General features: G+C 71.6%; 1 protein-coding gene (running past one end of the window). It reads left to right on the forward strand.

Features of this window, described 5'->3' with window-relative positions; translation table 11 throughout:
- Positions 1-15,677: part of a non-ribosomal peptide synthase/polyketide synthase coding region (locus tag AB0F81_RS31515; RefSeq protein WP_360203099.1), annotated on the forward strand (this coding region is incomplete at its 3' end). Its footprint extends 12,081 nt past the window's final position; the window shows 15,677 of its 27,758 annotated nt.

The following is a 15,677-nucleotide window of genomic DNA, read 5'->3' on the forward strand; positions in this document are numbered from 1 at the left end:
ATGATTCGGTTGTCGTATGCGCAGCGGCGCCTGTGGTTCCTCAACCAGATGGAAGGCCCGAACCCGACATACAACAGCGGCGTCACCGTACGATTCCGGGGCGCCATCGACGTCGACGCGCTGAGCGCCGCGCTGCGGGACGTGCTCGGCCGTCACGAGTCGCTGCGGACGGTCTTCGACGTGGTGGACGGGGAACCGTTCCAGCGGATCATCGACCTGCCGGACCTCGACTGGGACGTGCCGGTCGTCGCCACGACCGCCGAGGACCTGTCCGGCGCGATCGCGCGGGCCGAGGCGCACGCGTTCGACCTGGCCTCCGAGATCCCGGTCCGGGCCAGCCTGCTCCACCCCGGCGCGGACGAGTACGTGCTGGTGCTGGTGGTGCACCACATCGCCATCGACGCCTGGTCGCAGGCCCTGCTGTGGCGCGACATCTCCACGGCGTACCGGGCCCGCCTCGCCGGCGAGGCCCCCGGCTGGGAGCCGCTGCCGGTGCAGTACGCCGACTACACGCTGTGGCAGCGCGAGCTGCTCGGCGATGAGTCCGACCCGAAGAGCCTGCTGTCCAAGCAGGTGGCGTACTGGCGCGAGGCGCTCACCGGCGCGCCGGAGGAGCTGGCGCTGCCGACCGACCTGTCCCGACCGGCGGTGGCCTCGCACCGCGGGCACCTGGTGCCGGTCCGGGTGCCGGCCGAGGTGCACCAGCGGCTGCTGGACCTGGCCCGCGCCGAGGGCGCCACCCCGTTCATGGTGTTGCAGGGGGCGCTCGCGGTGCTGCTGTCTCGCTTGGGCGCCGGCACCGACATCCCGATCGGGTTCCCGGTCGCGGGCCGCCACGACGAGGCCCTCGACGACCTGATCGGGTTCTTCGTCAACACGCTGGTGGTGCGGACCGACCTGTCCGGCGACCCGGCGTTCACCGAGGTGCTGCGGCGCGCCCGGCAGGCCGGCCTCGGCGCCATGGCGAACCAGGACGTGCCGTTCGAGCGGCTGGTCGAGGAGCTGGCCCCCACCCGGTCCCTGGCGCGGCACCCGCTGTTCCAGGTGTCGCTGACGCTGCAGAACACGGCCGGTGTGGCACTGGAGTTCCCGGACGTGCACGCCGAGATCGTGCCGAGGGCCACGCCGGTCGCCAAGTTCGACGTCGAAGTGAACATGGTCGAGACGTTCGACGCCGAGGGCCGGCCGGCCGGGCTCGACGGCATGCTCATGATCGCGGCGGATCTGTTCGAGGTGTCGAGCGCGCAGCGGTTGGCGCAGCGGTTCGTGCGGGTGCTGGCGGCGGTGACCGCGGACCCGCAGCTGCGGCTGCGCGCGGTCGATGTCCTGGACGCCGACGAGCGTGAGCAGGTCGTCGTCGAGTGGAACGCGGCGGGCACGGACCCGGTCGACGCCACGGTCGTGGAGTTGATCGAGCGGCAGGTGGCGGCCACCCCTGACGCGGTCGCGGTCGTCGCGGACGGTGTCCAGCTGTCCTACCGGGACCTCGACGCGGCGGCGAACCAGGTGGCCCGGTATCTGCGCGGGCAGGGTGTGGGCGCCGGGTCGATGGTCGCGGTGGCGATGGACCGTGGCGCCGGCCTGGTGGTGGCGCTGCTCGGAATCTGGAAGGCCGGCGCCGCGTATCTGCCGGTGGACCCGCAGTATCCGGTGCAACGGGTCGCTTTCATGCTCGCCGACGCCGATGTGGCGGGCGTGCTGGTGTCGGCGTCGTGTGAGGCGCTGATCGGTGAGGCGTCGGCAGACCGGCCGGTGCCGGTGAGGGTCCTCGACGACCCGGCCACGGTGGCCGAGCTGGCCGGTCTGGACAGCGGGCCGCTGGCGGGTCCCGGTCTGGGTGATCGGGCGTATGTGATTTACACGTCCGGGTCGACGGGTGCGCCCAAGGGGGTGGCGGTCAGCCACCGCAACGTGGCCAGCCTGTTCGCGTCGACGGATCAGGACTTCGCCTTCACGGCGGATGACGTGTGGTCGTGTTTCCACTCGTTCGCGTTCGACTTCTCGGTCTGGGAGTTGTGGGGCGCGCTGGTCCACGGGGCCCGGGTGGTCGTGGTCTCCTACGAGGTTTCCCGGTCGCCGCAGGACTTCGCCCAGCTGATCGGGCGGGAGCGGGTGACGGTGCTCAGTCAGACCCCGTCGGCGTTCTACCAGCTCCTCGCGGTGGACGGCTTCGTGCCGGGCGGGTTGCGGTATGTGGTGTTCGGTGGTGAGGCGCTGGACCCGGCCCAGCTCGACAGTTGGTGGTCGCGGGATCCGGGTGCGGCGCGGCTGGTGAACATGTACGGCATCACCGAGACCACGGTGCACGTCACCTTCCGCGAGCTCGGTGCGGACGACACCAGTAGTGACAGTGTGATCGGCCGGGCCATCCCGGGCTGGCGGGTCTTCGTCCTCGACGACGGTTTGCAGCCGGTCGCGCCGGGTGTGGTCGGTGAGCTGTATGTCGCCGGCGCGGGGGTGGCGGATGGCTACGTGGGCCGTCCGGAGCTGACCGGGCAACGGTTTGTGGCGTCGCCGTTCGGGTCCGGTGAGCGGATGTATCGCACCGGTGACCTGGCGCGGTGGACGGCGGACGGACAACTGGTGTTCGCGGGCCGGGCGGATGAGCAGGTGAAGATCCGCGGGTTCCGGATCGAGCTGGGTGAGATCGAGGCGGTGCTGCGGGCCCATTCTGGGGTCGGTCAGGTCGCGGTGGTGGTGCGTGAGGACACCCCGGGCGACAAGCGCCTGGTCGCCTACGTCGTGCCCGGGGACGGCGAAGTCACCGGGCTGCGGGAGTTCGCGGGCCAGCGGCTGCCGGAGTACATGGTGCCGTCCGCGGTCGTGGTGCTGGACCGGTTGCCGCTGACGGTGAACGGCAAGCTGGACCGCAAGGCGCTGCCGGCACCGGACTACACCACGCAGGCAGGCGCCGGCCGCGGTCCGGCGACCGCGCGGGAGGAGATCCTGTGCGGGGTGTTCGCCGAAACCCTGGGCCTGGAGCGGGTCGGCGTCGACGACGACTTCTTCCGGCTCGGCGGGCACTCGCTGCTCGCCGTACGACTGGCGTCGCGTGTCCGCGCGCTGCTGGATGTGGAACTGCCGCTGCGCGTGCTCTTCGAGACCCCGACCGTGGCCGGGCTGGCAGCGTGGCTGTCCGGCGACGCCACCGGCCGGGTGCGGCCTGCCTTGCGGGCCGGTGAACGCACCGAACGACCGGTGCTGTCGTTCGCGCAGCACCGGCTGTGGTTCCTCGGCCAGATGGAGGGCCCGAGCCCGCTCTACAACATCCCCCTCGTGGTACGGCTCGACGCCGGGCTCGACATCGACGCGTTCGAGGCGGCGCTGCGCGACGTGATCGGCCGCCACGAGTCGCTGCGCACGGTGTTCCCGACCGCCGGCGGCGAGCCGTACCAGAAGGTGCTGGACCCGGCCGCACTCGACTGGGCCCTGCAGGTCCGGACGGTGACCGCGGACGAGCTGCCCGGCGCGGTGGACGAGGCCACCCGGTACGCGTTCGACCTGACCACCGAGGTGCCGATCCGGGCCTCGCTGCTGCGGACCGCGACCGGCGAGACCGTGCTGGTGCTGCTGCTGCACCACATCGCCGGCGACGGCTGGTCGATGGCGCCGCTGAGCCGCGACCTGGCCACGGCGTACGAGGCGCGGCTGCGCGGTGCGGCCCCGGCCTGGGCGCCGCTGCCGGTGCAGTACGCCGACTACACCGACTGGCAACGCGAACTGCTCGGCTCGGACGCCGACCCGGACAGTCTGCTGTCGACCCAGGTCGCCTACTGGCGGGACACGCTGGCCGGCGCGCCGGAGGAGCTGGCGCTCCCGGTCAGCCGCCCTCGTCCCGCGGTGGCCAGCCACCGTGGGCACCGGATCCCGCTGCGAGTGTCCACCCCGGTGCACGAGCGGCTGTCCGAGGTGGCCCGCGCCGAGGGCGTGACCACGTTCATGGTGCTGCAGTCGGCGCTGGCCGTGCTGCTGTCGCGGCTGGGCGCCGGCACCGACATCCCGATCGGGTTCCCGGTCGCCGGCCGCAACGACGAGGCCCTGGACGACCTGGTCGGCTTCTTCATCAACACGCTGGTGCTGCGGACCGACCTGTCCGGTGACCCGACGTTCACCGAGGTGCTCGGCCGGGTCCGGCGGGCCGGCCTGGACGCCCTGGAGCACCAGGACGTGCCGTTCGAGCGGCTGGTCGAGGAACTGGCCCCGAGCCGTTCGACGGCCCGGCACCCGCTGTTCCAGGTCATGCTCACCCTGCAGAACACCGACCGCGGAACGCTGAAGCTGCCCCGCATCGGGGAGACGACCCTCGACAGCGACGGCCCGCAGGCGGCCTCGGCGTCCGCGAAGGTCGACCTGTGGCTGGTCGCCGAGGAGGCCTTCGACGAGCACGGTCACCCCGCCGGGATCTACGGCGCGATGACCGCGTCGGCGGATCTGTTCGACGAGGCGACCGCCCAGCGGCTGGCGGACTGGTACGTGCGCGTGCTGGACGCCGTGACGGCTTCCGCGCACGCGCCGGTGCAGACCGTCCGGGTGATCGACGCCGAGCAGCGCGAGCAGGTCCTGACCGGCTGGAACGACACCGCCGCCGAGCTGCCGGAGCAGTTGCTGCCCGCTCAGTTCGTCGCGCAGGTGGCGCGGACCCCGGACGCGACCGCGCTGGTGGCCGACGGAGTCTCGGTGTCCTACCGGGAACTGGACGCGGACGCGAACCGGCTGGCGCACTACCTGGTGAGCCAGGGCGTCGGCGCGGAGTCCGTGGTCGGTCTCTGCCTGCCCCGCGGCGCGCAGATGATCACGGCGATGGTGGCCGTGTGGAAGGCGGGCGCCGCGTACCTGCCGGTCGACGCGAAGCTGCCGGCGGACCGCATCGCGTTCATGCTGGCCGACAGCCGGGCGGTGCTGCTGCTGGGCACCGAGGAGGTCCTGGACGACCTGCCGGCCGGCCGCGTCCGGATGCTCGCTCTCGACGAGCGGATGGTCGCGGCCATGGTCGCCGCCCAGCCCGACACCGATCCGGCGGTGGCGATGGAGCCGGCCGGTCTGGCGTACGTGATTTATACGTCGGGGTCGACGGGTGTGCCGAAGGGTGTGGCGGTCTCGCACGGTTCGCTGGCGAACTATGTGGTGTCGGTGTCGTCACGGCTGGGTTGGGGTGTGGCCGGGGCGCGGTATGGGTTGTTGCAGCCGCAGGTGACGGATCTGGGTAATACGACGGTGTTCATCAGTTTGGTCTCTGGTGGGCAGTTGCATGTGTTGGACGCGTCGGCGGTGATGGATCCGCGGGCGGTCGCCGATTATCTCGCCGCGCATCGGATTGATTTCGTGAAGGCGGTGCCGTCGCATCTGGCGGCGTTGTCGGCGGGTGCTGGTTTTGAGGCGGTGTTGCCGGCGGGGTCGCTGGTGTTGGGTGGTGAGGCGGCGTCGCCGGAGTGGGTGGATCGGTTGGTGGCGGCGGCCGGGGATCGGCCGGTGTTCAACCATTACGGGCCGACGGAGACCACGATCGGGGTGGCGACGGCGCGGTTGTCCGGTGGTGGTGTGGTGCCGGTCGGTTCGCCGATCGCGAATACCCGGTTGTTCGTGCTGGATGAGGCGTTGCAGCCGGTGCCGGTCGGGGTGGCCGGTGAGTTGTATGTCGCGGGTGTCGGGGTGGCGCGCGGTTATGTGGGTCGTGCGGGGCTGACGGCGGAGCGGTTTGTGGCGTCGCCGTTCGTGGCCGGTGAGCGGATGTATCGCACGGGTGATCTGGCGCGGTGGACCTGTGATGGTGAGGTTGTCTTCCTGGGCCGGGTCGATGAGCAGGTCAAGGTTCGTGGGTTCCGGGTCGAGTTGGGTGAGATCGCTGCGGTGTTGCGGGCGCATCCGCAGGTGGAGCAGGCGGCGGTGGTGGTCCGTGACGAGCGGCTGGTGGCCTATGTCGTGGCGGACGATGATGAGGTCGCCGGGCTGCGGGAGTATGCGGGGCAGCGGCTGCCGGAGTACATGGTGCCCTCGGCGGTGGTGGTGCTGGATCAGTTGCCGCTGACCAGCGCCGGCAAACTCGACCGCCGCGCCCTACCCGCCCCCGACCACTCGACCGCCGTCGGCCGGGGCCCGGCAACCGTGCAGGAGGAGATCCTGTGCGGGGTGTTCGCCGAGATCCTCGGCCTCGACCAGGTCGGCGTCGACGACGACTTCTTCATGCTCGGCGGGCACTCGCTGCTGGCCGTACGCCTGGTGTCGCGGGTCCGCGCCATCCTGGACATCGAACTGCCGCTGCGGGAACTGTTCGCCACGCCGACGGTGGCCGGCCTGGCCGCCTGGCTGACCGGACCAGGGGTGGGCCGGGCCCGAACAGCCCTGCGGGCGGGACAACGACCGGAGCGGCCGGCACTGTCGTTCGCCCAGCAGCGGCTGTGGTTCCTCGGCCAGCTCGACGGCCCCAGCCCGCTGTACAACGTCCCGTTCGTCACCCGGCTCACCAGCGAACTGGACGTCACGGCCCTGGACGCCGCGCTGCGGGACGTGATCGGCCGCCACGAGTCGCTGCGCACGGTGTTCGCGGTGGCCGACGGCGAGCCGTACCAGAAGATCCTGGACCCGGCCGAGCTGGACTGGGCCCTGCGGGTCGAACTGGTGGACCCGGCCGAGCTGGATCGTGCGGTGGCCGAGGCGATCGGCTACACGTTCGACCTCGCGGTCGAGGTGCCGATCCGCGCGCTGCTGTTGCACACCGGCGATGCCGCCGACGGATACACGCTGGTGCTGGTGACCCACCACGTCGCCGGTGACGCCTGGTCGCGGCGGCCGATGGGCCGCGACCTGTCGACGGCGTACCAGGCTCGGCTGCGCGGTGCGGCGCCGGTCTGGGAGCCGCTGCCCGTGCAGTACGCCGACTATGCGATCTGGCAGCGGGAGCTGCTCGGTGCGGCGTCCGACCCGGACAGTGTGCTGTCGAACCAGGTGGAGTACTGGCGGCAGGCGCTGGCCGGCGCGCCGGAGGAACTGGACCTGCCGACCGACCGGCCGCGCCCGGCGGTGGCCTCGCACCGCGGGCACCGGGTGCCGCTGCAGGTGCCGACCGAGGTGCACCAGCGCCTGGCCGAGATGGCCCGCGCCGAGGGTGTCACCACCTTCATGGCGCTGCAGGCGGCCTTCGCGGTGCTGCTGTCGCGGCTGGGCGCCGGCACCGACATCCCGATCGGCTTCCCGGTCGCGGGCCGGCAGGACGAGGCCCTCGACGATCTGGTCGGGTTCTTCGTCAACACCATGGTCTTGCGTACGGACCTGTCCGGCGACCCGACGTTCACCGAAGTTCTGGGCCGGGTGCGGCGGGCGAGCCTGGAGGCGCTGGAGCATCAGGACGTGCCGTTCGAGCGGCTGGTGGAGGAGCTTGCCCCGGTCCGGTCGCTGGCCCGGCACCCGCTGTTCCAGGTCGTGCTGAACGTGCACAACACCGAGCGCGGCACCGTGGACCTTCCGGTGTCCGGGGCGGACGACGCTCCGGGGATGGCGGCCTCGGCCGCCATGGCGCGCTTCGACCTGGAAGTGAACGCCGTCGAGTCGTTCGACGACCAGGGGCACCCGGCGGGGCTGCAGGGTTCGGTGATCGCCGCCGCCGATCTGTTCGACGAGTCGACCGCGCAGCAGGTTGCGAACTGGTTCGGGCGAGTGCTGGCGACGGTGACCGCCGAGGCCGGGACCCGGTTGCTCACGGTCGACCTCCTCGACGCCGAGCTGCGGGAGCAGGTGCTGGTCGGGTGGAACGACACCGAGGCCGAGGTTGCCGACGCTTCCGTGGTGGAGCTGTTCGCTCAGCGAGTGGCGGAGTCGCCGGACGCGGTCGCAGTGATCGCCGACGGTGTCGAGCTGTCCTACCGGGAGTTGGATGCGGCCGCCAACGGTCTGGCACAGCGTCTGGTGGACCACGGCGTCGGCGCGGAGTCGGTCGTCGGTTTGTGCCTGCCGCGTGGTGCGGAGCTGATCATCGCGATCGTGGCGGTGTGGAAGGCCGGCGCCGCGTATGTGCCGGTGGATCCGAGCCTGCCGGCGGACCGGGTGGAGTTCATGCTGGCGGACGCCGGGGTGAGCGTGGTGGTCGGTAACCGCGATGGTTCGGTGGTGCGGCTGGATGATGTGCAGCCCTCGGACGTGCCGGTGGCGGTGCCGGTGGACGCGGCCGGTCTGGCCTACGTGATCTACACGTCCGGGTCGACCGGTGTGCCTAAGGGTGTGGCGGTCACGCATGGCTCGCTGGCGAATCTGGTGTCGGTGTTCGGGCCGTTGCTGGGCGCGGCGCCGGGTGTGGAGATGTTGCAGTTCGCGGCGTTCAGCTTCGACGCGTCGGTCCTGGACGTGGCGGTGGCGCTGGCGTGCGGTGCGACGTTGGTGATCGCCAGTGCTGAGCAGCGGGAGCAGCCGAAGTTGCTGCGGGAGCTGACCGGGTTGCGGGCGGCCAGTGTGGTGCCGTCGCTGCTGGAGGTGCTGGAGCCGGCCGACCTGGCGTCCGTCGAGGCTTTGGTGGTCGGTTCCGAAGCGGTCAGCGAGGCGGTGGCCCGAGCCTGGGCGCCGGGTCGCCGGATGGTGCACGCCTACGGGCCGACCGAGACCACGGTCATCGTCGCCACCCACGTCGTGGACGGCCGGGACGGTCAGCTGCCGATCGGTGGACCGATCGCGAACACCCGCCTTTATGTCCTCGACGAGCGACTGTCGCCGGTGCCGCCGGGTGTGGCCGGTGAGCTGTATGTGGCCGGGTCAGCGTTGGCGCGCGGGTATGTGGGCAGGCCGGGTCTGACCGGTGAGCGGTTTGTCGCGTGTCCGTTCGCTTCGGGTGAGCGGATGTATCGCACTGGTGACCTGGTCAAGCGGGCGGCGGACGGGCAGCTGTTGTTCGTCGGCCGCGCGGACGAGCAGGTCAAGATTCGCGGGTTCCGGATCGAGCCCGGCGAGATCGAGGCGGTGCTGCAGGCACATCCGCAGGTCGCGCAGGTGGCGGTGATCGCCCGCGAGGACGTGCCGGGTGACAAGCGGCTGGTCGCCTACGTGGTGCCGGTCGACGGCGAGGTTGCCGGGCTACGGGAGTTCGCGGGTCAGCGGCTGCCGGAGTACATGGTGCCGTCCGCGGTGGTGGTCCTGGACCGGCTCCCGTTGACCGCCAACGACAAGCTGGACCGGCGTGCACTGCCGGCACCGGAGTACGCGACGGGTTCCGGCCGGGCCCCGGCGACCGTGCAGGAGGAGATCCTCTGCTCGGTGTTCGCCGACGTCCTCGGCCTGGACTCGGTCGGCGTCGACGACGACTTCTTCCGCCTCGGCGGGCACTCGCTGCTGGCGGTGCGGCTGGTGTCCCGGGTCCGGGCACTGCTCGGCGTCGAGCTTCCCCTGCAGGTCCTGTTCGACGCCCCGACCGTGGCCGGCCTGGCGGCCTGGCTGGCCGGGGCGAACGCCGGCCGGGCCCGACTCGCCCTGCGGGCGGGGGAGCGGACGGAACGGCCGGTGCTGTCGTTCGGACAGCAGCGGCTGTGGTTCCTCAACCAGCTCGAAGGCCCCAGCCCGCTGTACAACCTGCCGGCAGTGGTCCGGCTGGACGCCGGCGTGGACCCCGCGGCACTGGACGCGGCGCTGCGCGACGTGATCGGACGCCACGAGTCGCTGCGGACCGTGTTCGCGGTGGCCGACGGCACGCCGTACCAGAAGGTCCTGGACCCGGCAGAGCTGGACTGGACCCTGCAGCTCCAGGCGGTCAGCGCCGGCGACCTGGACCGGGCGGTGAGCGAGGCGACCCGGTACACGTTCGACTTCGCCACCGAGGTGCCGATCCGGGCATGGCTGTTCCGGACCGATGCCGACGAGTCGGTCCTCGTGCTGGTCGTACACCACATCGCCGCTGACGGCTGGTCGATGGCCCCGTTCGGCCGGGACCTGTCGGCCGCCTACGAGGCGCGGCTGCGCGGCGAGGCGCCGGTCTGGGAGCCGCTGCCGGTGCAGTACGCCGACTATGCGGTGTGGCAGCGGGAGCTGCTGGGCTCGGAATCGGATCCGCAGAGTCTGCTGTCGGCGCAGGTCAAGTATTGGCGGGAGGCGTTGGCCGGTATCCCGGAGGAGCTTGCTCTGCCGGCTGATCGGCAGCGTCCCGCGGTCGCTTCGCATCGCGGGTATCAGGTGCCGTTGCAGGTGCCGGCCGAGGTGCACCAGCGCCTCGCCGAGCTGGCCCGGGCCGAGGGTGTGACCACGTTCATGGTGTTGCAGGCCGCGCTTGCGGTGCTGCTGTCGCGGCTCGGCGCGGGCACCGACATCCCGATCGGCTCGGCGGTCGCCGGCCGCAACGACGAGGCCCTCGACGACCTGGTCGGGTTCTTCGTCAACACCCTCGTCATCCGCACCGATCTGGCCGGAGACCCGGAGTTCCGGCAGGTGCTGGCCCGGGTGCGGGAGACCACGCTCGGGGCGCTGGCGCACCAGGACGTGCCGTTCGAGCGGCTGGTCGAAGAGTTGGCGCCGGTCCGGTCGATGGCGCGGCACCCGCTGTTCCAGGTGCTCCTGACGCTGCAGAACGTCGAACGCGGCACGGTCACCCTGCCGCAGGCCGACGCCGGCGCCGGGCGGCTGTCGACCGGCGCGGACAGCGCGACCGTACGGTTCGACCTGGACGTCACGGCCGTCGAGTCCTTCGACGAGCAGGGCCGTCCGGCGGGTCTCGGCGGGCAGGTCACGGTGTCCGCGGATCTGTTCGACGAGTCGACCGCGCAGCGGATCGCCGAGTGGTTCGCTCGGGTGCTGGCGACGGTGACCGCTGAGGCGGGGACCCGTCTGCGTGACGTCGACCTGCTCGATGCCGGGCAGCGTGATCGGGTGCTGGCCGGGTGGAACGACACCGCCGCTGAGATCACCGCCGGGACGACGGTGGCGCTGTTCGAGCGGCAGGTGGCGGCGACTCCGGACGCGGTCGCGGTGGTCGCCGACGGTGTCGAGCTGTCATATCGCGAGCTGGATGCGGCGGCGAACCGGGTGGCCCGGTACCTGGCCGGTCAAGGTGTCGGCGTCGAGTCGGTGGTCGCGGTCGTGATGGACCGCGGCGTCGACCTGGTGGCCTCACTGCTGGGTGTGTGGAAGGCGGGCGCGGCGTATCTGCCGATCGATCCGCAGCAGCCGGCTCAGCGCATCGAGTTCATGCTGGCCGACAGCGGCGCGGCACAGGTGCTGACGGCACGCCCCGACGATGCGGGGATCGATGACAGCCCGCTGTCCGACAGCGAGCGGCACGGCCGCCTGACGGCGGACAGCGCGGCGTACGTGATCTACACGTCCGGGTCGACCGGCACGCCGAAGGGCGTCGTCGTCCCGCACCGCGGCGCGGTGAACCTGGGACTGATGCACAGCCGGACATGGGGCATCGGTCCGGACGCCCGCGTCCTGCAGTTCGCCTCCATCGGCTTCGACGCCGCCACCTGGGAACTCCTGATGGCGCTGTGCTGCGGCGGCGCGCTCGTCGTGGCCCCGGCGCAAGAACTGAAGCCGGGTTCGGGTCTCGAAGAGGTCCTGCTCCGGCACGCGGTGACACATGTGACGTTGCCGCCGGCGGTGCTCGGTGTGATGGATCCCGCGGTGCTGTCGCGGGTGGGCACGGTGGTGTCGGCCGGTGAGTCGCTGGACCGGGCGGTGGTGGATCGGTGGGCGCCGGGCCGGAGTCTGGTGAACGCGTACGGTCCGACCGAGACGTCGGTGTGCGCGACGATGTCGGCGCCGCTCGAGGTGGGCCAGGTTCCGACGGTGGGTGGGCCGATCGCCAACACCCGGGTGTACGTGCTGGACGACGCGCTGCGGCCGGTGCCGCCCGGCGTCGCCGGAGAACTGTACGTCGCGGGCTCGTCGCTGGCGCGCGGCTATGCCGGCCGAGCGGGGCTGACAGCGGAGCGCTTCGTGGCGTCCCCGTTCAGCGCCGGCGAGCGGATGTACCGCACCGGTGACGTCGTCAGGTGGACCACCGACGGGCAGCTGATGTTCACCGGCCGCGCCGACGACCAGGTCAAGGTGCGCGGCTTCCGGATCGAGCCCGGCGAGATCGAAGCGGTTCTGCTGGCGCATCCCGACGTGCTGCGGGCCGCGGTGCTGGTCCGGGAGGACGTTCCGGGCGACCGGCGCCTGGTCGCCTATGTGGTGCCGGTGATCAGTGAGGTCGCCGGGCTGCGGGAGTTCGCGGGCCAGCGGCTGCCGGAGTACATGGTGCCCTCGGCTGTCGTGGTCCTGGACCGGCTGCCGCTGACGGTCAACGGCAAGCTCGACCGCAAGGCGCTGCCCGCGCCGGAATACGAGGCGGGTACGGGCCGGGCCCCGGCGACCGCACAGGAGCAGATCCTGTGTGACGTCTTCGCCGAGCTGCTGGGTCTGGACCGGGTCGGCGTCGACGACGACTTCTTCCGCCTCGGCGGGCACTCGCTGCTCGCCGTGCGGCTGGTCGAACAGCTGCGCGCCCGGGGTATCGCGGTGTCGGTGCGGGCCCTGTTCGAAACCCCCACACCGGCCGGGCTGGCCGCGGCGGGAGCCGGTGGAACCGGCGCGATCGTCGTCCCGGACAACCTGATCCCCGAGGGCGCGGACCGGATCACCCCGGACATGCTGCCGCTGGTGACGCTCTCCGAGACCGAGATTGATCGGGTCGTCGCCGGTGTCGACGGTGGCGCGGCCAACGTGGCCGACGTCTATCCGCTCGCGCCGCTGCAGGAGGGTCTGCTGTTCCACCACCTGATGGCCGAGGGCGGCGAGGACCCGTACGTATCGGTTTCGGTCATGCGGTTCGACTCCCGGGAGCGGCTCGACGGCTTCGTGCGGGCGTTGCAGCAGGTCGTCGACCGGCACGACATCTACCGCACCGGGCTGGTGTGGGACGGGCTGCCCGAACCGGTCCAGGTGGTCCGGCGCAACGCCACGGTGCCGGTCACGACGGTCGTCCTCGACGGCGCGCACCCGAACCCGGCGAAGCAGCTGATCGAGCTGGTCGGCACGGCGATGGACCTGAACCGGCCGCCGTTGATGGACGTGCACGTGGCCCAGGCCGGCGACGGCTGGCTGGGACTGCTGCGAATGCACCACACGATCCTCGACCACCAGGGCATGGAGGTTCTCCAGCGCGAGGTGCAGGCCACCCTCGACGGGCGCAGCGACGAGCTGGCGCCGGCGCTGCCGTTCCGCAACTTCGTGGCGCAGGCGCGCAGTGTGCCGCGGGAGGAGCACGAGCGGTTCTTCGCCGAGCTGCTCGGTGACGTGACGGAGCCGACCGCGCCGTACGGGCTGATGGACGTTCGCGGTGACGGCACTGAGTCGTCGGCCGTCACGATGCCGATGCCGCAGCAGGCCGCGGACCGGCTGCGGGACGTCGCACGTGAGCTGGGCGTAAGCACGGCGACGGTGCTGCACGTGGCGTGGGCGCGGGTGGTGTCGGTGCTCTCCGGCCGCGACGACGTGGTCTTCGGCACCGTGCTGTTCGGCCGGATGAACGCCGGGGCGGGCGCCGATCGGGTGGTGGGTCCGTTCATCAACACGCTGCCGGTGCGGGTGCGTACCGGCAGGACCGGGGTGCGGGCCGCGGTCGAGCAGATGCGGGCCCAGCTGGCCGCGCTGCTGGAGCACGAGCACGCGCCGCTGGCGGTGGCGCAGCAGGCGAGCGGGATCGCGGAGAACTCGCCGCTGTTCACGTCGCTGTTCAACTACCGGCACATCGCGCAGGGCCCCGCAGGCTCCGACGCCCGACCGGCGCCGGACGGCATCCAGGGAGTGTTCGCCAAGGAGCGGACGAACTACCCGCTGACCGTGTCGATCAACGACCAGGACGCCGGTGGCCTCTCGGTGAGCGTCGAGGTGGCCGGCGGAGTCGACCCGCACACGGTGGGGCAGCTGCTCTGCACGGCGGTCGACGAGCTGGTCGCCGCTCTGACGGATGGTCCGGAGACTCCGGTCGGTGCCGTGCGGGTGCTGAATGCGGACCTGCGAGAGCAGGCGCTGGCCGGGTGGAACGACACCGCGGCCGAGGTGGCCGACGCGTCGGTGGTGGACCTGTTCGCCCGGCAGGTGGCAACGACCCCGGACGCGGTCGCGCTGGTATTCGACGGTGCCGAGATGTCCTACCGCGAACTGGACGCGGCCGCCAACGGCCTGGCGCAGCACCTGGTGGACCACGGCGTCGGCGCGGAGTCGGTCGTCGGTTTGTGCCTGCCGCGTGGTGCGGAGCTGATTATCGCGATCGTGGCGGTGTGGAAGGCCGGCGCCGCGTATGTGCCGGTGGATCCGAGCCTGCCGGCGGACCGGGCGGAGTTCATGCTGGCGGACGCCGGCGTGAGCGTCGTCCTGGCCAGCCGTGACGTGCCGGTCAGCGCCTCCGGTGTGTCGGTGATCTGGCTCGACGAGGCGCAGCCCTCCGACTCCGCGGTTGCCGCGTCGGTGGACGCTGCCGGTCTGGCCTACGTGATTTACACGTCCGGGTCGACCGGCGTGCCGAAGGGCGTAGCGGTCACCCACGGCTCACTCACGAACCTGGTGTCGGTCTTCGGGCCGCTGCTGGGCGCCGCACCCGGGGTGCAGATGCTGCAGTTCGCGGCGTTCAGCTTCGACGCGTCGGTCCTGGACGTGGCGGTGGCGTTGGCGTCGGGTGCGACGTTGGTGATCGCCAGTGCTGAGCAGCGGGAGCAGCCGAAGTTGCTGCGGGAGCTGACCGGGTTGCGGGCGGCGAGTGTGGTGCCGTCGCTGCTGGAGGTGCTGGACCCGATTGATCTGGTGTCGGTGGAGTCGCTGGTGGTCGGCTCCGAGGCGGTCAGCGAGGCGGTGGCCCGAGCCTGGGCGCCGGGCCGGCGGATGGTGCACGCGTATGGGCCGACCGAGACGACGGTGATCGTCGCGACCCATGTGGTGGATGGTCGGGATGGTCAGTTGCCGATCGGTGGGCCGATCGCGAACACCCGTCTGTATGTGCTGGATGAGGCGTTGGAGCCGGTCCCGGTCGGGGTGACGGGTGAGCTTTACATTGCCGGGTCCGCGCTGGCGCGCGGCTATGTGGGCCGTCCGGGTCTGACCGGTGAGCGGTTTGTCGCCTGTCCGTTCGCTTCGGGTGAGCGGATGTATCGCACTGGTGACCTGGTCAAGCGGGCGGCGGACGGGCAGCTGCTGTTCGTCGGCCGCGCGGACGAGCAGGTCAAGATCCGTGGGTTCCGGATCGAGCCCGGCGAGATCGAGGCGGTGCTGCAGGCACATCCGCAGGTCGCGCAGGTGGCGGTGATCGCCCGCGAGGACGTGCCGGGCGACAAGCGCCTGGTCGCCTACGTGGTGCCCGTCGACGGTGAAGTGTCCGGGCTGCGGGAGTTCGCCGGGCAGCGGTTGCCGGAGTACATGGTGCCGTCCGCGGTGGTGACGCTGGACCGGCTGCCGCTGACCGCTAACGACAAGTTGGACCGGCGGGCACTGCCGGCACCGGAGTACGCGACGGGTTCGGGTCGGGCTCCGTCGTCGGTGCAGGAGGAGATCCTCTGCTCGGTGTTCGCCGACGTCCTCGGCCTCGACCAGGTCGGCGTCGACGACGACTTCTTCCGCCTCGGCGGGCACTCCCTGCTCGCCGTGCGGCTGGTGTCGCGGGTGCGAGCCGTGCTCGGCGTCGAACTGCCGCTGCGGGTGCTCTTCGAGACGCCCACGGTCGCGGCCGTGGCGTCCTG

It is taken from the genome of Actinoplanes sp. NPDC024001, from assembly GCF_040638955.1.
Classification (GTDB): Bacteria; Actinomycetota; Actinomycetes; order Mycobacteriales; family Micromonosporaceae; genus Actinoplanes.